Genomic DNA, 19521 nt, shown 5'->3' on the forward strand with positions numbered 1-19521 from the left:
AAGGGTTAAAAGAGGGAAGCGCGATATGATGCACAAGCTCAACGGACGTTTTCGAGTTCTTGCCGCCTCGGCGGCACTCGCCATGGCAATGGGTGCGGCCCAGCCGTCCTTCGCGGAAACGCCGAAGGATACGCTGGTCGAGGGCTTCGCGTTCGACGACATCATCACCATGGATCCGGGCGAAGCTTTCGAGCTGTCGACCGCCGAGATGACCAGCAACACCTACAGCCTGCTCGTCCGCCTCGATCTCAACGACACGTCCAAGGTCATCGGCGACCTCGCCGAAAGCTGGACGGTCTCCGATGACGGCCTGACCTATACGTTCAAGCTCAAGTCCGGCATGAAATTCGCCTCCGGCAATCCGATCACCGCCGAGGACGTCGCCTATTCGTTTGAACGCGCCGTCAAGCTCGACAAGAGCCCGGCCTTCATTCTTACGCAGTTCGGCCTCACCGGCGACAACGTCACGGAAAAGGCGAAGGCCGCCGACGCCGAGACCTTCGTCTTCACGGTCGACCAGCCCTACGCGCCGAGCTTCGTGCTCAACTGTCTCACGGCGACCGTCGCCTCCGTCGTGGACAAGAAGCTCGTGCTCGAGCACGTGAAATCCGTTACGCCGAGCGACGAATACAAATACGACAACGACTTCGGCAATGAATGGCTGAAGACCGGTTACGCCGGATCCGGTCCGTTCAAGCTGCGCGAATGGCGCGCAAACGAGGTCGTGGTTCTGGAGCGCAACGAAAACTTCTACGGCGAACCGGCGAAACTCGCCCGCGTCATCTACCGCCACATGAAGGAAAGCTCCGGCCAGCGGCTGGCGCTCGAAGCCGGCGACATCGACGTGGCGCGAAACCTCGAGCCGGGCGATTACGAGGCGGTCGGCAAAAATGCCGATCTGGCGACGGCGAGCGCGCCGAAGGGCACGGTCTACTATATCAGCCTCAATCAGAAGAACGAGACGCTGGCAAAACCCGAGGTACAGCAGGCCTTCAAGTATCTCGTCGACTATGACGCGATCGGCTCGACGCTGATCAAGGGCATAGGCGAGATACACCAGAGCTTCCTGCCGAAGGGCGTGCTCGGTGCTCTCAACGAGAACCCCTACACGTTCGACGTTGCCAAGGCGAAGGAACTGCTGGCGAAGGCGGGTTATCCCGACGGCTTCACGGTCACGATGGACGTGCGCAACACCCAGCCGGTGACCGGCATTGCCGAATCTTTCCAGCAGACGCTGGCCGAGGCGGGCGTGAAGCTCGAAATCATTCCCGGTGACGGCAAACAGACGCTGACCAAGTACCGCGCCCGCAACCACGATATGTATATCGGTCAGTGGGGCATGGATTATTTCGATCCGCACTCCAATGCCGATACCTTCACCAACAATCCGGACAATTCCGACGAAGGCACGAACAAGACGCTCGCCTGGCGCAACGCCTGGGACGTTCCGGAACTCAGCAAGAAGACCAAGGACGCGCTCCTCGAACGCGACAGCGCCAAGCGCGCCGATATCTACAAGGAGCTGCAGAAGACGGTTCTCGAGAATAGTCCTTTCATCCTGATCTTTCAGCAGACGGAGGTCGCCGGCCTCCGTGGCAACGTCGAGGGCTTCAAGCTCGGACCGAGCTTCGACACCAACTACGTCTGGAACGTATCCAAGGAATAGTCGAAAGGACCGTTCCCTTGAGCATGAGCGGAATTGAACCCATGAGCGGGCGCCGGCGCGCCCGTTCCCGGAAGGCGTTTGTCGCGGTACTGCAGTTTCTCGTCGTCGTGGCAACCACCTATCTCGGCCTTCTCGCCGTCACCTTCTTCATCGGCCGCGTCATCCCGATCGATCCGGTGCTCGCCGTTCTCGGCGATCGGGCGCCGAATCACGTCGTGGAACGCACGCGCGAAGCGATGGGGCTCAACCTGCCGCTTTACCAGCAGTTCTTCATCTACTGCCGGCAAGCATTCACCGGCGACTTCGGGACCTCGGTGCTGACCACCAATCCGGTCATGGCGGATATCCGCCGCGTCTTTCCGGCCACCATGGAACTCGCGACGCTCGGAACCCTGATCGGCGCATTCATCGGCGTGCCGCTGGGCGTTCTCGCCGCCGTCAAGCGCGGCAGCATCGCCGACCAGGTTGTTCGCGTCATCGGCCTCGTCGGCTATTCCGTGCCGATCTTCTGGCTGGCATTGCTCGCGCTGCTCGTCTTCTATGCGCGGCTGCAATGGGTCGCCTACCCCGGCCGCATCGATATCGTCTACGAATACAGCTTCACGCCGGCCACCGGTTTCTACCTCCTGGACTCGGCCTGGCAGGGCCAATGGGACGTTTTCCGCGACGTCTTCCGGCACATCATCCTGCCGGCTTCGCTGCTCGGCTATTTCTCGCTCGCCTATATCAGCCGCATGACCCGCAGCTTCATGCTGAACGAGCTGCAGCAGGAATATATCGTTGCGGCGCGAGCCAAGGGCCTTTCGGAGGCGCGGATCATATGGACGCACGCGCTGCGCAATGCGGCGGTGCCGCTGGTGACGGTGATCGCGCTCTCCTATGCCGGCCTGCTCGAAGGGTCGGTCCTGACGGAGACCGTATTCGCCTGGCCGGGGCTCGGCCTCTACATCACCAATTCACTGCAGAATGCCGACATGAATGCCGTTCTCGGCGGCACGATCATCATCGGATCGGTCTTCATCGCCATCAATCTCCTGTCCGATCTTCTCTACCGGACGCTTGACCCGAGGACGCGCGCCCGATGAGCCTTGCCACCGAAACACGCCCGATGACGCGCCGCGAGTGGCTGCTTTCAGATCGCCCGCAGTCGCGGACCCAGGCTCGGCTCGGCCGCGCCTATATGACCTGGCGGCGCTTCTCCGCCAACCGGCTTGCGGTGCTCGGCCTTTGCATTCTGCTCGCGCTCGTATTCGTTGCGATCTTCGCCGATGCGCTCGCGCCTCACTCTCCGGTCATCGGAAACCTTGCCGGCGCGCGGCTTCTGCCGCCCGGCAGCGAAAGCTATCTGCTCGGCACGGACGACCAGGGTCGCGACATTCTCTCCCGGCTGATACACGGTTCGCGGCTGACGCTCCTCGTCGTCCTTCTCGTCGCAGTCATCGCGGCACCGGTCGGCCTGATCGTCGGCGCCGTCGCCGGCTATGCCGGCGGATGGGTTGACGCGGTCCTCATGCGCATCACCGACATCTTCCTCGCCTTTCCGAAGCTCGTGCTCGCGCTGGCCTTCGTCGCGGCGCTCGGCCCGGGGATCGAAAATGCGGTGATCGCGATCGCCATCACCTCCTGGCCGCCCTATGCGCGCATCGCCCGCGCCGAAACGCTGACAGTGCGCAACTCCGATTACATCGCCGCTGTGCGGCTGATGGGCGCCTCGCCCCTGCGCATCGTCTTCCGCCATGTCATGCCCATGTGCATGTCGTCGCTGATCGTCCGCGTTACGCTCGACATGGCCGGCATCATCCTGACGGCCGCGGGCCTCGGCTTCCTCGGCCTCGGCGCGCAACCACCGCTGCCGGAATGGGGCGCCATGATCGCCTCCGGCCGGCGCTTCATCCTCGACCAGTGGTGGGTGGCGACCATGCCCGGCATCGCCATCCTGATCGTCAGCCTCGGCTTCAACCTGCTCGGTGACGGGCTGCGCGATGCGCTCGATCCCCGGGAGAGCGGCCAATGAGCGCGCTTCTGACAGTCGAGGACCTCCGGGTCCGGTTCCCGACGCGCACCGGGGTTGTCGAGGCCGTTCGCGGGGTTTCCTTTACCCTCGGGCGCGAGCGCCTCGGCATCGTCGGCGAAAGCGGCTCGGGCAAGTCGCAGACGGGCCGTGCCATCATGGGGCTGACGCCGCCGCACGCGGAAGTGACGGCGAAACGGCTTGCCTTCGAAGGGATCGATCTTCTTTCGGCCTCCCCAAAACTCCGGCGGGACCTGCGTGGCAAGCGCATCGCCATGATCCTGCAGGATCCGAAATATTCGCTGAACCCGGTGATGAGCATTGGACGGCAGATCGTCGAGACCTTGCGGCGGCATGAGAAGGTCGGCCGCGCGGAAGCGCGGGAGAGGGCGCTCGACATGCTCGCGGCCGTGCAGATCCGCGATGCTTCCCGCGTCTTCGACCTCTATCCGCACGAGGTCTCGGGCGGCATGGGACAACGGGCGATGATCGCCATGATGCTGGTTGCCGGGCCGGAACTCCTGATCGCGGACGAGCCGACCTCGGCGCTCGACGTGACGGTTCAGCTCGAAGTCCTCGCGATCCTCGACAAGCTGGTGGCGGAACGCGGCATGGGGCTGATCTTCGTCTCGCACGACCTGCGCCTCGTCTCCTCCTTCTGCGACCGCGTTCTGGTGATGTATGCGGGCAGGATCGTCGAGGAGATCGCCGCATCGGAACTCGGCAACGCCAAGCATCCCTATACACGAGGTCTCCTGAACTGCATGCCGGTGATCGGGGCGGATCGCCATCCATTGCCGGTGCTCGACCGCAAACCGGAGTGGGCGCTATGACCGAGGCCGTATCCGTCGAAAATCTGAGCGTCGTCTTCGACGAGTTCAAGGCGCTCGATGCCGTCCGCGTGGATGTCGCGAAGGGCGAGTCCTTCGGCCTCGTCGGCGAATCCGGCTCGGGCAAGTCCACACTGCTGCGCGCCGTCGCCGGCCTCACCGCGGCAAGTGAAGGAACGATCCGGGTTTCAGGCCGCGAGGTTCGTGGCACGCGTCGTGACAAGGCCTTTTATCGGGCGGTGCAGATGGTGTTCCAGGATCCTTACGGTTCGCTGCATCCGCGCCAGACGGTCGACCGGCAGCTGATGGAGCCTCTGGCGATCCACGGCATCGGCGACGGCGAGCGCCGTATCCTGAAGGCCCTGGACGAGGTGGGCCTCGGATCCGGTTTCCGCTTCCGCTATCCGCACCAGCTCTCCGGTGGCCAGCGCCAGCGCGTCGCGATCGCACGCGCCCTCATCTTGGAACCCTCGATCCTGCTCCTCGACGAGCCGACCTCGGCGCTCGACGCGTCCGTGCAGGCGGAAGTGCTGAACCTCCTCGAAGAGGTGCGGCGCGACCGCGGCCTGACCTTCATCATGGTGAGCCACGATCTCGGCGTCGTCACCCATATGTGCGAACGGCTGGCGGTGATGCAGAACGGCCGCGTTGTGGAGCGGCTGACCTCGGCCGACCTGGTCGCCGGCCGCATTGCGGAGGAATATACGCGCAATCTCATGGTCGCGAGCAAGGGGTTCCGGCGGGAAGCGGTGGCACAAAGCGCGTAGGGTACCCCTCCGCCCGGCAGGGGGGCTTGCTGCCACCTTCACCCGGATCGCGCTTTAACCCCGCGGCAGCTTGTCCCGTCCGATCAGCGCGCCATGGTGACCGATCACGGCGGCCGCAACACGGGCGGCGAAGGCCGCAGCATCGGCCGGACTGTCGCCGCTGGCAAGACGGGCGAGGAAGGAGCCGTTGAAGCTGTCGCCGGCGCTGGTCGTGTCGACGACGGCGGAAACCTGCGTGGCGGGAACGTGAACCCGGTCTTCACCCGTACAATCGAGCGTGACGCCGTTTTCACCATCCTTGACCACAACGTTTTCGGCGCCGAGTGCCCGATAGCGCTCGATCGTCGCTTCCACGGATGCATCGCCGAAATGCGTGGCCTCGTCGTCGAAGCTCGGCATCACCATCGTTGCCGCCCGCGCACCGGCTTCGATCGTCGCGCGCATCCGAGCGGCGTCGTCCCAAAGGCGTGGCCGGATGTTCGGATCGAAGACGACCTGCCGCCCGCCCGCCTTTGCCCGCCGAAGCTCCGCAAGCAATGTTTCTGCCGCCTCCGGCGACAGGATCGCCAGGGTGATTCCCGAAAAGAACACCACATTCGCCGCCTCGATCGCCGTCCGGAGCCGATCGGGATCGTCCGCGAGCAGTTTCGCAGCGGAAGTCGAGCGCCAGTAGGAAAAGCTGCGCTCGCCGTTCTTGAGGTGGATCATATAGAGGCCGGGCGTTCGCCCTTCGATCCTGCGGATGTGCGCCGCGCCGACGCCGGTGCTCTCGATGAAGGCCAGCAGCTCGTCCGAAACCGTGTCGGTTCCGACGGCGGTGAAATAATCGACCGTCCAGTCCGCCGGCAGGAAGAGCCGGGCATAGTAGGCGGTATTGAAGGTGTCGCCGGCATAGCCCTTGCGCAGCATGTCGCGTTCCGCCTGCATGAGCTCCACCATGCATTCGCCGATCGAAAGCAGTTTGCCCGTCATTCAGTCCTCCCTTTCCGCTGATCCGAATTAAGCGCATGTCACTGCGCGAGCAAGCGAATGTTGACGGCGGCGTTTACTCGAAGAAGCGGTGAAGATAAATCTGGGTTGCTGAACCAACCATGGAGAGCTGCGCATGCCGGCGGCATCTGGATCGAACGAAAACTGGTGGCGCGGAGCGGTGATCTATCAGGTCTATCCGCGCTCCTTCCAGGATACGGACGGCGACGGAATGGGCGACCTTCGCGGTGTCACCCGACGGCTTCCCCATATCGCCTCGCTCGGGGTCGATGCCATCTGGCTTTCGCCCTTCTTCACGTCGCCCCAGGCGGACATGGGCTATGACGTTTCGGATTATTGCGACGTCGATCCCATGTTCGGCACGCTCGCCGATTTCGACGAGATGCTGGCGGAGGCCCATCGGCTGGGGCTCAAGGTGATCATCGACCAGGTGATCTCGCATACATCCGACCGCCACCCCTGGTTCGTCGAAAGTCGCTCGAGCCGGACCAATGCCATGGCGGATTGGTATGTGTGGGCCGACCCGAAGCCGGACGGAACGGCGCCGAACAACTGGCTTTCGATCTTCGGCGGTCCGGGCTGGGAATGGGACGGGGTGCGCCGGCAATATTACCTGCATAACTTCCTGTCTTCGCAGCCGGACCTCAACTTCCACAACCCGGAGGTTCAGGAGGCGGTGCTCGCGACGGTCCGCTTCTGGCTCGACCGCGGGGTCGACGGTTTCAGGCTCGATACGGCGAATTTCTATTTCCACGACAAGCTTCTGCGGGACAACCCGCCGCTGGTGCCGGATCCGGACGCAACGAGCCGCGATGCTCCGGAGGTCAATCCCTACGGCATGCAGGACCACCTCTATGACAAGACGCAGCCGGAAAACCTCGGTTTCCTGCGCCGGTTTCGAGCACTGCTCGATGAATATGGCGGCCGTGCGACGGTGGGAGAGGTCGGCGACGGGTCACGCTCGCTGCAGACGGTCGCCGCCTATACGAGCGGCGGCGACAAGCTGCACATGTGCTATACCTTCGACCTGCTCGGGCCGGAATTCACCGCGCGCCACTTCCGCCGCTGCGTCGAGAATTTCCAGTCTACGGTGACGGACGGCTGGGTCTGCTGGGCCTTCTCCAATCACGATGTCATGCGTCATGTCAGCCGCTTCGCGCCGCGCGAGGCCGACCGGGAGCGCGTGGCGAAGCTTGCGATCTCGCTGCTTGCCAGCCTGCGGGGCACCATCTGCCTTTATCAGGGAGAGGAGCTCGGCCTGCCGGAAGCGGAGCTTGCCTTCGAAGAATTGCGCGACCCATACGGCATCCGCTTCTGGCCGGCCTTCGCCGGACGCGACGGGTGCCGGACCCCGATGGTCTGGGAACGAGAGCTGACGAATGCCGGCTTTTCCGAGGGGGCTCCCTGGTTGCCGGTGCGCGACGGGCACCGAAGGCTGGCGGTGGATGCACAGGAGGGCGTCGAAGGATCGGTGCTCGAGCATTATCGCCAGACCCTTGCGTTCCGTCGGGCGCAGTCCGCGCTGGTCGACGCAGACATGACCTTCCTGGGCACCAACCAGGATCTTCTGGTCTTCACCAGAGAAAAGGAAGGCGAGCGGCGGCTGTTCGTCTTCAACCTGACCCAGGAGCCGCAGACGTTTCACCTCCCGACGACGCTCGTCGCCGAGCCGCATCCCATGCCCGGTTTTGCACCGGTTTTCGCGGATAATGCGATCAGTCTCGCCGCGCTCGACGTTTTCTGCGGGAGGTTGCGGTAGTGGAGGCGAGGTGCGGCTGCGTCAGCGAATGCCGCGCCTCGACCCTCACCCGATCAGCATGAACCTGTCCACATCGACAAGCCCGCGGTCGGAAATCTTCAAATGCGGGATCACCGGCAGCGGCAGAAAGGCGAGTTGCAGGAAGGGCTCTTCCAGCGTGGCGCCCAGCGCAAAGGCGGCCTGACGCAGATGGTGTAGCGTATCGCGCACGCGCTCGTGCGGTTCTAGGCTCATCAGGCCGGCGACGGGCAGGGCGATCTCGCCGGTGACCTTGCCGTCCTCGACGACGACGAAGCCGCCTTTGATCTCGCCGAGCCGGTTGGCGGCGACAGCCATGTCCTCCTCGCTCACGCCGACGACACAGATATTGTGGCTGTCGTGGCCGACCGTGGAGGCGATCGCGCCCTTTTTCAGGCCGAAGCCCTGGACGAAGCCATTGGCATGATTGCCGTTCACCCCGTGGCGCTCGATCACGGCGACCTTGATGATGTCGCGGTCGAGATCGACGCCGGTCCGGTTGCCTTCGGCGGGCAGGCGATATCGGCGGTGTTCGGTGATGATCTTGCCGGGCAGGACGCCGAGCACCGAAGTCTCGCCTTCATTGTAGGGGAGGCCGAAGTCCGCAGCCTTGACCTCGCGCGCCTTGACGCTGTCGAGCCCCACCGGCTCGACCGGCTTGCGCCCGGCGAAGAGAGCATCCGTAACGCGCCGGCCGGCGGAGAGGACGAGTTCGGCCTTGCAATTTTCCAGGCTGTCGACGACGACGAGGTCGGCGCGCCAGCCAGGTGCCACGAGGCCGCGATCGCTGAGGCCGAAGGCGCGCGCGGCGGAAATCGAAGCGGCGCGATAGATGGCGAGCGGCTCGACGCCAGCGGCGATGGCCGTGCGGATCATGTGGTCGAGATGGCCCTGCTCGGCGATATCGAGCGGGTTGCGGTCGTCGGTGCAGAGGGCCAGATAGGGCGACAGCCGCTCGGTGAGAAGAGGAATGAGGGCCTGCAGGTCCTTGGAAACGGAACCTTCGCGAACGAGGATGTGCATGCCCTTGCGTATCTTTTCGAGCGCTTCCTCCGCGCTCGTGCATTCGTGATCGGTGCGGATCCCCGTGGCGAGATAGCCGTTCAGTTCCTTGCCGCGGAGCAGGGGGGCATGGCCGTCGATATGACCGTCCTGGAAGGCATCGAGCTTGGCGAGGCAAACCGGATCCTTGTTGACCACCCCGGGAAAGTTCATGAACTCGGCAAGGCCGATCACCTTCGGGTGGTGGCGGAAGGGCGTGAGGCGCTCGATCGGCAGGTCGGCACCGGACGTTTCCAGGTGGGTCGCCGGCACGCAGGAGGAGAGCTGGACGCGGATGTCCATGATCGTCTCTGTCGCCGAATCCAGGAAATATTGTATGCCTTCGGTGCCGAGCACATTGGCGATCTCGTGCGGATCGCAGATAACAGTGGTGACGCCGAGCGGCAGCACGCAGCGGTCGAATTCGTGCGGGGTGACGAGCGACGATTCGATGTGGAGATGCGTGTCGATGAAGCCGGGAACGACGATGCGGCCGGTAACGTCGATCTCCTCACGGCCCTGGTAGTCGCCCCAGGTGCCGACGATCCGCTCGCCCGAAATGGCGATGTCGGAGGCGACCAGCTCGCCGGTGACCAGATCGAAGAACCGCCCGCCCTTGAGCACGATGTCCGCCGGCTCGCGGCCGACGCCCTGATCGATGAGACGCTCCAGCGCTTCGGACATGCGTGCACCTCGTCCTTGATATTGATTTCATGACAATAACCCTCTCCCCGTATCCGGGGAAAGGATTTTGCCTTTGGCAGGAATGCCTCAGATATTGTTCTTCAGAACGTCGCGCAGCTTGTCGAAAAGCTCGTCGATCTGTTGCTTTTCGATGATCAGCGGCGGCGACAATGCGATGATGTCGCCCGTAGTGCGGATCAGCAGGCCTTTCTCGTAAGCCTTGAGGAAGGCGGAGAAGGCGCGCTTTGTCGGCTCGCCGGCGATCGGCTCGAGTTCGACCGCGCCGATCAGCCCGATATTGCGGATGTCGATGACATGCGGGCAGTCCTTCAGCGAGTGCAGCGCCTCCTCCCAGTAGGGCGCAAGTTCGGCCGCGCGCGTCAGCAGCCCTTCTTCCTTGTAGGTATCCAGCGTTCCAAGCGCCGCGGCCGAGGCGATCGGATTGCCCGAATAGGTGTAGCCGTGGAAGAACTCGATCAGGTGTTCCGGCCCGGTCATGAAGGCGTCGTGGATTTCCGATGTCACGAAGACCGCGCCCATCGGAATGACGCCGTTGGTAAGCCCCTTGGCCGTGGTGATGATGTCCGGCTTCACGTCGAAATATTGAGCGGCAAAGGGCGTGCCGAGGCGGCCGTAGCCGGTGATGACCTCGTCGAAGATCAACAGGATCCCGTGCTTGGTGCAAATTTCGCGCAGCTTCTGGAGATAGCCCTTCGGCGGGATGAGAACACCGGTCGAGCCGGCGACGGGCTCGACGATGACTGCGGCGACCGTCGAGGCGTCATGCAGGGTGACGATGCGCTCGAGTTCGGCCGCGAGATCGGCGCCGTGCTCGGGCTCGCCGCGGGTAAAGGCGTTCTTGGCAGGCAGATGCGTGTGCGGAAGGTGATCGACGCCCGTCAGCAGCGTGCCGAACATCTTTCGGTTGGCGACGATGCCGCCGACCGAAATACCGCCGAAATTGACGCCGTGATAGCCGCGCTCGCGGCCGATGAGGCGGAAGCGCGAGCCATTGCCCTTGGCGCGGTGGTAGGCGAGAGCCACCTTCAAGGCGGTATCGACCGATTCCGATCCTGAGTTGGTGTAGAGGACGTGGTTCATGCCCTCGGGCGCGATGTCGACCAGCCGGTTTGCGAGCTCGAAGGCTTTCGGATGGCCGAGCTGGAAGGCCGGCGCGTAGTCGAGTTCGCCCGCCTGTTCACGAATCGCCTCGGTGATCTTCGGACGGCAGTGGCCTGCATTGACGCACCAGAGCCCTGCAGTTCCATCGAGAACCGTCCGCCCGTCATGGGTGGTGTAGTACATGTCCTTGGCGCCGACGAACAGCCGCGGTTCCTTCTTGAACTGCCGGTTGGCGGTGAAGGGCATCCAGAAGGCTCTGAGGTCGTTGGGCGTGGTGTTCAGGCGGTTGGACATGTCTTTCCTCCTCGTCGAGTCCCGGCAATCTGGATTTGCCGGGGCGGATTCTTTACCCGTTGGTCAAACTATCAGCCCGCCGAGGGGCGTCAAGCCAGGCGAAACGATCCGCTTTCCACGGCCTGGATCACGGCACTGAGCGTGTCCTCCCGAGTGTGTCCTTCGGTCGGAAGAACATGCCGTTCGAGGGGGCCGAGCGATGAGAGCTGCTGATGAAGCGCCCCGATGGGCACGGGGTCTGTCAATGTGTCTCCGCCGCGCTGTTGGCAGCGCCGGATGGCGACATCGAGCGGCGGACGCAGCACGACGTAGTGGAGCGGTGCCGTGATTTTCCTGAATGGTTCCAGGAACCACGGTCCGACGATGCCGTCCACAATGACGAAATAGCCGCCATGTGCGTAGGTTGCGGCCACTTTCGTCAACACGTCGACAACGACAGCGTTTTGTTCGTGAGCTTCGGGCAGATAGGGCGGTATCGCCCCGTTTTTGATGAAATGCCAGAAGTCGTCGCAGTGAAGATGGACCTTCGATGATCCTGGCTCTGCCGCGAGCGCCTGCGCTGTCGTGGTCTTTCCGGAGCCGGGTGGCCCGGTGAGAATGAGAATCTCGCGTTCAAGGTTCATGGCACGATCATGTAGCACGATGCTGCGGGACAGTCTGCGACAGGACCGAGAAGGCCTGCTCACCCGCCAAAAATGAAGCCCCGCGATCGGATCGGCGGGGCTTGATGAGGCGTGCTGTTCGGTCGACGGACGTGCTGGGAGGTTACGCCGATTTGCGAACGAGAGGCTTTTCGTCCACGGCATCGGTGTCTTCGCCGTAGATGTCGGATAGTGCGCCCAGAATCTTCAACACGGCGCCGGACGAGCTCGAATAATAGATCGTCTGTGCGTCACGACGGGTGCTGACCAGATTCTGCGCACGAAGCTTCGAGAGGTGCTGAGAAAGAGCCGATTGGCTCAACCCGACCTTATGGGCCAGGGCGCCAACCGCCATTTCCTCCTTGACGAGAGAGTCGAGGATGAGCAGGCGTTTCGGATTTGCCATGGCCGAAAGGAAACCGGCTGCTATCTCGGCGTCCTCGTGTTTTTCAGGCGGAAGAGGCTGCATCGTGTGCTCCATGCGAGAATTCATCACACGTAGTTATGATTGATGAAGCACGATAATTAGCCGTGATGCATAAAAGGGCAACCACCCCCTGCAAGAAATGGGGGTAGCTAAGATGCGATTAACGGTAAAGTTTTTTTAGAATTGGCCGTAATTCGGCCGCGTCGGCAAGAGGCGTCTCGAACTCCAGGCGGCGCAGACGGTCGCCGTCCGACAGGTCGAGCCCTGCCGAATCGATGCCGACGATCTTCCAGTCGCCTTCCGGTGCGCGGCAATGAGTGGTTGCATAATATCTCACGGCTTCGGCGTGATCGGCGTTCATGTGCTCGATCGCGCCGCCTTCCATTTCCGCGATGGCGGCAGCGGCCGGCGAAGCGATGGCGAGATCCTCCGCCGTCAGCACATAGGCGCGGCCGAAGCCGCCATTGAGGCTTGCCCGCAACGGGTTGAGACGGAAGAAGCCGAAGTCCGGAAAATCGGCATAGAGCTTGGACTTGGGGTGCCGGCGAAGAAATCGTTCGCGAAGACGCAGGTGGAGGGCGCAATCGCGCGGGACGGCTTCCGCCTCGCACTGGACCGTCAGGCGCGGATGGGCGAGCGGGTCGCCTTTGCCCGGTTCGCCGGTCAGCAGCGAAGCGCGCCGGTCCGCCGTGAGCGCTTGAGTATGCGTCGACAGCCGCGACACGAGGATGACCGGCGTTCCGTCGATATCGATGCCGACGAGTACACGGCTGACGAAGGGAAAACCATCGCTCCCCGGCTCGATCCCGGCAAGCGCGCCGCTTCTCGCCGAACGAAGAAGCACCCGGGCGAGCTTGCGTGCTTCCTCGTCAGTCTCGCGCAGCACACTGGGTTTCTCGCTCATGATCGACTCCTTCCGGCGGGCCAGCGCGCCGCGTCAACTTTTGTTGCGGTGGCGCGTCAATCCTTCGACGATGTTCTGGGCGTCGATGGTCCCGACGACGGAGCCGTTGTCGACCACACCTATGCTGCCCGGCTGACGCGACATGGCGTCGAGAATATCGACGAGCGGCGTGGTGGGCCTGGCCGTTGCCGAAACGCCGGTATTGGCGGCGGCTCGCCCGACGCCGGTCTGCATCACATCCTTCGCCGTCAGCATGGTGATCGGGTTCATGTGCTGGACGAAATCGGCCACGTACTGATTTGCCGGCTCCTTCACGATTTCCTGCGGCGTCCCGCACTGGATGATTCTTCCGCCTTCCATGATGGCGATTCGGTTGCCGATACGGAAGGCCTCGTCGAGATCGTGGCTGACGAAGAGGATCGTCTTTTTCAGCCGCCGCTGGAATTCGAGCAGTTCGTCCTGGAGGCGCGTGCGGATCAGCGGGTCGAGGGCCGAGAACGGCTCATCCATCAGCAGGATCGGGGCGCCGGTGGCGAAGGCTCTTGCGAGGCCGACCCGCTGCTGCATGCCGCCCGAGAGCTCGTTGACCTTGCGGTCCGCCCACTTGGCCAGGTTGACGAGTTCAAGCTGCTCGCCGACGCGCTTTCTTCGTTCGGCATCGGCAACGCCGGCCAGTTCGAGCCCGAAGCCGACATTGTCCGCCACCGTTCGCCACGGCAGAAGCGCAAACTGCTGGAACACCATCGAGACCGTATGCATGCGGAAGTCGCGCAGAGACTTGGCGTTGCAGCGATAGGGGTTCAGCGATCCGTTCGCGGTCTTGACCTCGACCTCGCCGCGCACCACCGGCGCGAGGCCGTTGACGGCCCTGAGCAGCGTCGATTTGCCGGAGCCGGACAGCCCCATCAGAACGAGGATCTCGCCTTCATTGATGGTCAGCGAAGCGCCGGCGACGCCCAGTACCAGGCCTGTGGCGGCACCGATCTCATCGCGCGTCTTGCCCTGGTCGACCATCTGCACGGCAATCTGCGGGTTTTTGCCGAAGATGATGTCGACATTCTTGAAAACGACGGCGTCGGTCATGCGCCTTCTCCTTCATCGGACGAGCGGAAAAGACGGTCGAGAACGATCGCGAGAATGACGATACAAAGACCGGACTCGAATCCTCTTGCGATGTTCACCGTGTTCAGCGCTCTGAGGACGGGCACGCCGAGACCGTCGGCACCGACGAGCGCTGCGATCACCACCATCGAGAGCGACAGCATGATGGTCTGGGTCAGGCCTGCCATGATCTGCGGCATGGCGAAGGGCAGTTCGACCTTGCGCAGCACCTGCCAGGGCGTCGCGCCGAAGGATTCGGCGGCCTCGACCAGCGCCGGCGGCGTCGAGATGATGCCGAGCCGCGTCAGTCGGATCGGCGCGGGAATGGCGAAAATGACGGTGGCGATCAGCCCCGGCACCATTCCGAGTCCGAAAAGGATCAGCGCCGGAATGAGGTAGACGAAGGTGGGGATCGTCTGCATCAGGTCCAGGATCGGCCGCATGATCGAGTAGATCCAGGCACGGCGCGCCGCAGCTATGCCGAGGGGCACGCCGACGGCCATGCTGACGAAGGTTGCCGCAAGGACCAGCGCCAGCGTTTCCGTGGTCTCCTGCCAATAGCCCTGATTGACGATCAGGAGCAGCCCGAGACAGGTGAAGGCGGCAATGCCGAGGGAGCGGCGGAACCACCATGCGAGCGCCGTCACGACGGCGATGATGATAAGCGGGTGCGGCGTCTGGAGGATGTAGAGCAGGACCGAAATGATCGCCGAAAGCACGTTGGCGAGCTGGTCGAAGAACAGGTCGAAATTCGTCGTCAGCCAGTCGACGAAAGACTTCGCCCAGGCGCCGATCGGGATGGGGTTTTCAGTCAGGAATTCCACGAAACAGGGTCCCTCTTGCCAGGGTCAACACTCAGGTCAAAAGACCGGTGGAAAAAAGGCGGGGTGTTTCCCCGCCTCACTGCATTTCCCATATCGGAGCCGATTTGAGCACGGAACATGCAGCAATTCAAAATGCCACGCGTGATCTGCCGCCGGTCAGAGGCCGAGGGCGGCCTTGACCGCGGCCAGTCCGTCGCCGCCATCCTTGGTCGTGACCCCCGCAAGCCAGGGTTCGATGCTCTGCGGATTGTCCTTCAACCACGCGGCCGCAGCTTTCTCCGGGTCTTCGCCGTCGTTGAGGATCTTGCCCATGATCTCGTTCTCCATCTGGAGGGAGAACGAAAGGTTCTGGAGAAGCTTGCCGACATTCGGGCATTCGGTCGTGTATCCGGCGCGCACATTGGTGTGCACCGTCGCGCCGCCGTAATTCGGGCCGAATACGTCATCGCCACCGGAAAGATAGGTGAGCTTGAAATTGGCGTTCATCGGATGCGGTTCCCATCCGAGGAAGACGATCGGGTCGCCGGACTTCTCGGCGCGGGCGACCTGCGCCAGCATCCCCTGCTCGGAGGATTCGACCACTTCGAAGCCCTTGAGATCGAAGGTGCCCTTTTCGACCATGTCGATGATCAGGCGGTTGCCGTCATTGCCCGGTTCGATACCGTAGATCTTGCCGTCGAGTTCGTCCTTGTGGGCCGCGATATCCTTGAAGTCCTTGATGCCCAGTTCCACGCCCTTGGCATTGGTCGCAAGCGTGTATTTCGCGCCTGCGAGGTTTTCGCGCACCGTCTCGACGGATTTATCCTCGCGGTAGGGGGCGATATCCGCTTCCATGGTCGGCATCCAATTGCCGAGGAAGACGTCGATGTCCTTGTTCTTCAGCGATGTGTAGGTAACCGGCACCGACAGAACCTTCACGTCCGTTTCGTAGCCGAGCGCCTCGAGGATGGTCGTCGCGGTCGCCGTCGTCGCTGTGATATCGGTCCAGCCGACGTCGGAGAAGCGGACCGTGCCGCAGCTTTCCGGTTCGGCTGCAAAAGCGCTTCCGGCGGTCAGGGTTGCCATGCAAACGGCCCCCGCCAGCGTGAATTTGAGAGAAAGCGTCCTTATCATCGTCGTCGTTCCCCTGCCTTGTGTTCTTTTTTTAGCCAAACACCAATGAAGCGCGAATTCAAGCGCCCCAGCGTTTAAAGAAGTGTATTGCCTCAGTACATTAACGGGATGCATAAAGCGACGCCTGATGTCGCAATGCCCGCGAAATACCGCCCCCCGGTGCGAGCAGTACTTGCGGGCCATCGCATGTGCGCCCTCTCGGAAATCTGTGAGTCGCTGCGGGATGCTCTGGTCATCGGACGCGTGCCCCGTCATGTAGCGGGCACGATGTCCGGAGATGGGACCATGTCCAAACTTTATTTCAGCTATGCGACGATGAATGCGGGCAAGAGCACGCTGCTCCTGCAGGCCGCCTACAACTATCAGGAGCGCGGCATGCGCGTCGTGATGCTGATCGCAGCTTTCGACGACCGCGCCGGCCAGGGTCGCATCGCGTCTCGCATCGGGCTGGAATCGGAGGCGATCCCCTTCCGTAGCGAGGACGATCTCCATGCGCTGATCGAGCGCCTGAACGGCGACGGCTCCGGTGAAATCGCCTGCGTCTTCGTGGACGAGGCGCAGTTCCTCGGTGAAGATCAGGTCTGGCAGTTGGCGCGTGTGGCGGATCGCCTCGGCATCCCGGTCATGGCCTATGGCCTGAGGACGGACTTCCAGGGCAAGCTTTTCCCCGGCTCCATGGCTCTGCTCGCTATCGCGGATGAGCTGCGCGAAGTCAGGACCATCTGCCATTGCGGGCGCAAGGCAACGATGGTCGTTCGCCTCGACGGCCGCGGCAAGGTCATGCGGGAGGGCGCTCAGGTGGATGTCGGCGGCAATGAGAAATACGTCTCCTATTGTCGTCGCCATTGGGAAGACCGGATGCACGAAGGGTGACGCGCAAGCCGGCCGGCGGCGATGCACCGGCCTACTGTCGTGCGCTTGAAAAAGCGGCCACCGCCCTTGTCGATCCGTGCTAAACATCCTTTATATAAGTGCAATCAAGGGCTGAAATAGTCCGCTCGCACTGCTGGCTGGCTTAGGGGAGAAGGCAATGGCGACGCTTCAGAATTTTGACTCCGAGATCGAGAAGACCAGAACCGTCGTCAAGGAGATGCGCGGCAAGCTCGAGCAGTCCGGCGTCGTTCTCGAGCAATTCGCCAAGGCGGACACCAAGCTCGGCGACGTCAATTTCGATATCGAGAACGCCCGCATTCAGGACGTCGTCAACCAGCAGAAGGTGATGGAAGCCAACATCGCCGATCTGATCATCGGACTGGAGGATGCCACCAACGTCTTCGGTGCCGAGTTCGAAAGCATGAAGAGCTACACCGGCTACGAGAAATTCATCGGAATCTTCTCGAAGCAGAAGATGCAGAGGCTGCGGACCGATCGCGTGCGCAACATGTCGCTTGCCGGCAACCTGCAGGAACTGCTGTCGAAATCGGATACCATCGTCGGCATCCTCAAGGACCAGAAGGCGATTCTCGACCAGCGCTACAAGACCTCCGAGCAGAGCCTCATCCAGGTGATCGAGCGCCGCAAGGGCACGATGGCTGCGCTGGAACAGACTCAGAAGCGGATCGAAGAGCTCAACCCGCTGCTGCTCGATATCGAGAACAGGATCGCCGCCTCGACAGACCAGAAGACCCGAACCGACCTCGAAGGCGAGCGCTCGCAGCTTGCGACCGAATACAATGAAAAGCAGGCGAAGGAACAGGAGCTTCTGGCCGAGAGCCAGACGCTCGAGCGCTACACGGCCATGTTCCAGACCTTCGTCGATTCTTTGAACAACCAGATCGCCGCCCAGAACACGCTGATCAACAAGCTTACCATCGACACGGAACAGCGCATCGTTCTCTACAAGGCACTGGAAGATTCGTTGAAGACGGCTGCGCAGCAGGACGTGGCGCACAAGATCAACACGCTCGGCAGTCAGGTGGACACGGCCGCCGAGGAGACCATGGCCGGGATCGGCGCGGCCGCACAGCGCCACATCGGCGATTTGCTCGAGATGCATGAAAAGAACATGCTTGCGACGCAGGATATCCAGCGGCGCAAGAAACTCGCCGACGACGCCTTCGCGCGCCGCTTCCAGACGGTGATGGACAAGCATAATGCAGCAAATTATGTGAAGCAGTGATCGGCAAGGCGGCAATGATCCGATCTGCGACCGCCTTTCGGCATTTGCCGGGAGAGCTGCCATGAATACCGCCATTCCTTCGGCCGTCAGGCAATATTTCGGCTCCGTCCGGGCGGCGCTCGCAGGGCTCGAGCTCTTCCTCGGAGACCGCAATTCGCCGCTTTACCGCGACAGCGTCGTCGGCGAAGTCATCGGTCCCTATCTTGCCCGGCTGAAAGCCTCGATCGCCTGCTGGGAAAACCGGATCGGTTTCGTCGAACAGTTTCGCATCTCGCGCGCCGAAAGCGGCTTTCCGGTTTTCCAGAACGTGCTGGAACTCGAAAACGACCGGCAGAATGCGGAGAAGCGGCTTGCGAGCATTCCTTCCGCCGATGCGCTGCGCGAGGAAATGGTCGATTTCATCCTGAGGCAGAGGGCGTTCCCCGAGGCCCTTCAGGTTCGCATGGCCGAAAGGCTCTATCTGGAGCAGATCGGCAAGGGGGATATCTTTTCGCCGTTCATCCTGCCGGAGACGATCCGGGTCGCGGTCAATCCGAAGACGATGCGGCCCTATTACGTCGTTTCCTGGGGCGCCTTCGACGGCAGTCAGACGCTGCCGATGATCTATATGGCGACGATCGAGGATTCCTCGGAGAATATCGTCGAGATGCTGGTGACCGAGGATGGCAAGCTCAATCCGGGAGTCGAGATTCCGCTCCCCGTGGGTGGCCTGCTCAATCCGGAGCTCGCAAGCCGTTTCGACGATTTCGCCTCCAAGAACAGCGCCTATTCGCTGACGCCGGCGACGATCGCCACAAATCTCGACAGGGACTTCCCCGAACTGCATCCGAAACAGCTTCGCCGGATCGTGCTCGGCCCCTTCTATTCGGCGGGCATCACCGAGAACAATGCGAGGGTCAACGACATTCTCTCCAGGGTGCGCAAGACCGAGAATGCGTGGCTGCTCACCTGGACGGTGCAGGAGGTCTTCTCGAAGGCGGAGCGGCCGGCAACGCGTGGCTTCTGGTCCTCCACCCAGGCGCAGGAGGAGTTTCACATCGAGACCGCCGATCTGGAGGCGGCGCGCATGGGGGTAAGCGCGTATGAGAAGCATGCACTGGTGCCGCACGACGCGTACCAGGCGCTCTATGCCTCCGGTGAGGCTGCCCAGGTCTTCGGCGATTACAAGGTGCATGTCATATCCGGCAACCAGGTGGTGAGCGAGGTCTGA

Annotated in this window: 18 protein-coding genes; 9 read left to right on the forward strand and 9 right to left on the reverse strand. The window is 62.6% G+C overall.

What is annotated here, in order from left to right; translation table 11 throughout:
* The first annotated feature begins 25 nt into the window (after positions 1–25).
* From CN933_RS00880 to CN933_RS00900, 5 genes are read left to right on the forward strand one after another with little or no spacing between them, the layout of a single operon-like run.
* Positions 26–1666: an ABC transporter substrate-binding protein gene (locus tag CN933_RS00880; RefSeq protein ID WP_018095703.1), complete on the forward strand. Its 1641-nt coding sequence runs from the start codon at positions 26–28 to the stop codon at positions 1664–1666.
* 23 nt (positions 1667–1689) lie between these two features.
* On the forward strand, positions 1690–2751 hold the full coding sequence (locus CN933_RS00885; RefSeq protein WP_033047285.1) for an ABC transporter permease: 1062 nt from the start codon (positions 1690–1692) through the stop codon (positions 2749–2751).
* Complete coding sequence (locus tag CN933_RS00890; protein WP_018095701.1) at positions 2748–3680, forward strand: ABC transporter permease; 933 nt, start codon at positions 2748–2750, stop codon at positions 3678–3680. The genes CN933_RS00885 and CN933_RS00890 overlap by 4 nt, the downstream gene beginning before the upstream one ends.
* Positions 3677–4510 carry an ABC transporter ATP-binding protein gene (locus tag CN933_RS00895; RefSeq protein ID WP_018095700.1) on the forward strand — a complete coding sequence of 278 codons (834 nt, stop codon included), beginning with the start codon at positions 3677–3679 and terminating at the stop codon, positions 4508–4510. Before CN933_RS00890 ends, CN933_RS00895 begins: the two co-directional genes overlap by 4 nt.
* Entirely contained in the window at positions 4507–5274 is a 768-nt protein-coding gene (locus CN933_RS00900) for an ABC transporter ATP-binding protein (RefSeq protein ID WP_018095699.1), read from the forward strand. Before CN933_RS00895 ends, CN933_RS00900 begins: the two co-directional genes overlap by 4 nt.
* A 54-nt stretch (positions 5275–5328) precedes the next feature.
* Here the strand turns inward: CN933_RS00900 and CN933_RS00905 are convergent, their stop codons facing one another.
* A complete protein-coding gene (locus tag CN933_RS00905; RefSeq protein WP_018095698.1) occupies positions 5329–6246 on the reverse strand; it encodes a sugar kinase in 918 nt (305 codons plus the stop codon).
* A 133-nt stretch (positions 6247–6379) separates the two neighbouring features.
* Here CN933_RS00905 and bglA point away from each other — a divergent pair, with 133 nt between their 5' ends.
* Positions 6380–8023 carry a beta-galactosidase BglA gene (gene bglA, locus CN933_RS00910; protein WP_018095697.1) on the forward strand — a complete coding sequence of 548 codons (1644 nt, stop codon included), beginning with the start codon at positions 6380–6382 and terminating at the stop codon, positions 8021–8023.
* Between the two features lie 45 nt (positions 8024–8068).
* Here bglA and ade read toward each other — a convergent pair whose 3' ends face one another.
* From ade to CN933_RS00950, 8 genes are all read right to left on the reverse strand, one after another.
* Positions 8069–9766 (reverse strand): adenine deaminase, encoded by a 1698-nt coding sequence (ade, locus tag CN933_RS00915; protein WP_018095696.1) that lies wholly within the window; start codon positions 9764–9766, stop codon positions 8069–8071.
* Positions 9767–9853: 87 nt separating this feature from the next.
* Positions 9854–11182: an omega-aminotransferase AptA gene (aptA, locus tag CN933_RS00920; protein ID WP_018095695.1), complete on the reverse strand. Its 1329-nt coding sequence runs from the start codon at positions 11180–11182 to the stop codon at positions 9854–9856.
* 89 nt (positions 11183–11271) lie between these two features.
* Complete coding sequence (locus CN933_RS00925) at positions 11272–11805, reverse strand: ATP-binding protein (protein WP_018095694.1); 534 nt, start codon at positions 11803–11805, stop codon at positions 11272–11274.
* 142 nt (positions 11806–11947) lie between these two features.
* On the reverse strand, positions 11948–12292 hold the full coding sequence (locus tag CN933_RS00930) for an ArsR/SmtB family transcription factor (RefSeq protein ID WP_020487479.1): 345 nt from the start codon (positions 12290–12292) through the stop codon (positions 11948–11950).
* Positions 12293–12410: 118 nt separating this feature from the next.
* The gene (locus tag CN933_RS00935; protein WP_018095692.1) at positions 12411–13154 is read right to left on the reverse strand and encodes a HugZ family pyridoxamine 5'-phosphate oxidase; all 744 of its coding nucleotides are present in this window, start codon (positions 13152–13154) and stop codon (positions 12411–12413) included.
* Between the two features lie 33 nt (positions 13155–13187).
* Positions 13188–14237, reverse strand: coding sequence for a choline ABC transporter ATP-binding protein (gene choV, locus CN933_RS00940; RefSeq protein WP_018095691.1), 1050 nt, complete (start codon positions 14235–14237; stop codon positions 13188–13190).
* A complete protein-coding gene (gene choW, locus CN933_RS00945) occupies positions 14234–15079 on the reverse strand; it encodes a choline ABC transporter permease subunit (protein WP_018095690.1) in 846 nt (281 codons plus the stop codon). Before choW ends, choV begins: the two co-directional genes overlap by 4 nt.
* Positions 15080–15235: 156 nt before the next feature.
* Complete coding sequence (locus tag CN933_RS00950) at positions 15236–16192, reverse strand: choline ABC transporter substrate-binding protein (protein ID WP_018095689.1); 957 nt, start codon at positions 16190–16192, stop codon at positions 15236–15238.
* 285 nt (positions 16193–16477) lie between these two features.
* On the opposite strand from CN933_RS00950, the gene CN933_RS00955 reads away from it, so the two are divergent.
* The 3 genes from CN933_RS00955 to CN933_RS00965 all read left to right on the forward strand — a co-directional run bounded on the left by CN933_RS00955 (position 16478) and on the right by CN933_RS00965 (position 19521).
* Complete coding sequence (locus CN933_RS00955) at positions 16478–17065, forward strand: thymidine kinase (RefSeq protein WP_018095688.1); 588 nt, start codon at positions 16478–16480, stop codon at positions 17063–17065.
* A 157-nt stretch (positions 17066–17222) separates the two neighbouring features.
* Positions 17223–18311, forward strand: a complete 1089-nt coding sequence (locus CN933_RS00960) for a hypothetical protein (RefSeq protein ID WP_018095687.1) — start codon at positions 17223–17225, stop codon at positions 18309–18311.
* Between the two features lie 61 nt (positions 18312–18372).
* Positions 18373–19521, forward strand: coding sequence for a hypothetical protein (locus CN933_RS00965; RefSeq protein WP_018095686.1), 1149 nt, complete (start codon positions 18373–18375; stop codon positions 19519–19521).

The sequence above is a fragment of the Sinorhizobium sp. M4_45 genome, assembly GCF_002885915.1.
Classification (GTDB): Bacteria; Pseudomonadota; Alphaproteobacteria; order Rhizobiales; family Rhizobiaceae; genus Sinorhizobium; species Sinorhizobium meliloti_A.

Excerpts from the sequence above, each read along its gene's own strand:
- CN933_RS00880 (WP_018095703.1), top strand. The coding sequence starts at position 26 with ATGATGCACAAGCTCAACGGACGTTTTCGAGTTCTTGCCGCCTCGGCG.
- CN933_RS00885 (WP_033047285.1), top strand. The coding sequence starts at position 1,690 with ATGAGCGGAATTGAACCCATGAGCGGGCGCCGGCGCGCCCGTTCCCGG.
- CN933_RS00890 (WP_018095701.1), top strand. The coding sequence starts at position 2,748 with ATGAGCCTTGCCACCGAAACACGCCCGATGACGCGCCGCGAGTGGCTG.
- CN933_RS00895 (WP_018095700.1), top strand. The coding sequence starts at position 3,677 with ATGAGCGCGCTTCTGACAGTCGAGGACCTCCGGGTCCGGTTCCCGACG.
- CN933_RS00900 (WP_018095699.1), top strand. The coding sequence starts at position 4,507 with ATGACCGAGGCCGTATCCGTCGAAAATCTGAGCGTCGTCTTCGACGAG.
- CN933_RS00905 (WP_018095698.1), bottom strand. The coding sequence starts at position 6,246 with ATGACGGGCAAACTGCTTTCGATCGGCGAATGCATGGTGGAGCTCATG.
- bglA (WP_018095697.1), top strand. The coding sequence starts at position 6,380 with ATGCCGGCGGCATCTGGATCGAACGAAAACTGGTGGCGCGGAGCGGTG.
- ade (WP_018095696.1), bottom strand. The coding sequence starts at position 9,766 with ATGTCCGAAGCGCTGGAGCGTCTCATCGATCAGGGCGTCGGCCGCGAG.
- aptA (WP_018095695.1), bottom strand. The coding sequence starts at position 11,182 with ATGTCCAACCGCCTGAACACCACGCCCAACGACCTCAGAGCCTTCTGG.
- CN933_RS00925 (WP_018095694.1), bottom strand. The coding sequence starts at position 11,805 with ATGAACCTTGAACGCGAGATTCTCATTCTCACCGGGCCACCCGGCTCC.
- CN933_RS00930 (WP_020487479.1), bottom strand. The coding sequence starts at position 12,292 with ATGCAGCCTCTTCCGCCTGAAAAACACGAGGACGCCGAGATAGCAGCC.
- CN933_RS00935 (WP_018095692.1), bottom strand. The coding sequence starts at position 13,154 with ATGAGCGAGAAACCCAGTGTGCTGCGCGAGACTGACGAGGAAGCACGC.
- choV (WP_018095691.1), bottom strand. The coding sequence starts at position 14,237 with ATGACCGACGCCGTCGTTTTCAAGAATGTCGACATCATCTTCGGCAAA.
- CN933_RS00950 (WP_018095689.1), bottom strand. The coding sequence starts at position 16,192 with ATGATAAGGACGCTTTCTCTCAAATTCACGCTGGCGGGGGCCGTTTGC.
- CN933_RS00955 (WP_018095688.1), top strand. The coding sequence starts at position 16,478 with ATGTCCAAACTTTATTTCAGCTATGCGACGATGAATGCGGGCAAGAGC.
- CN933_RS00960 (WP_018095687.1), top strand. The coding sequence starts at position 17,223 with ATGGCGACGCTTCAGAATTTTGACTCCGAGATCGAGAAGACCAGAACC.
- CN933_RS00965 (WP_018095686.1), top strand. The coding sequence starts at position 18,373 with ATGAATACCGCCATTCCTTCGGCCGTCAGGCAATATTTCGGCTCCGTC.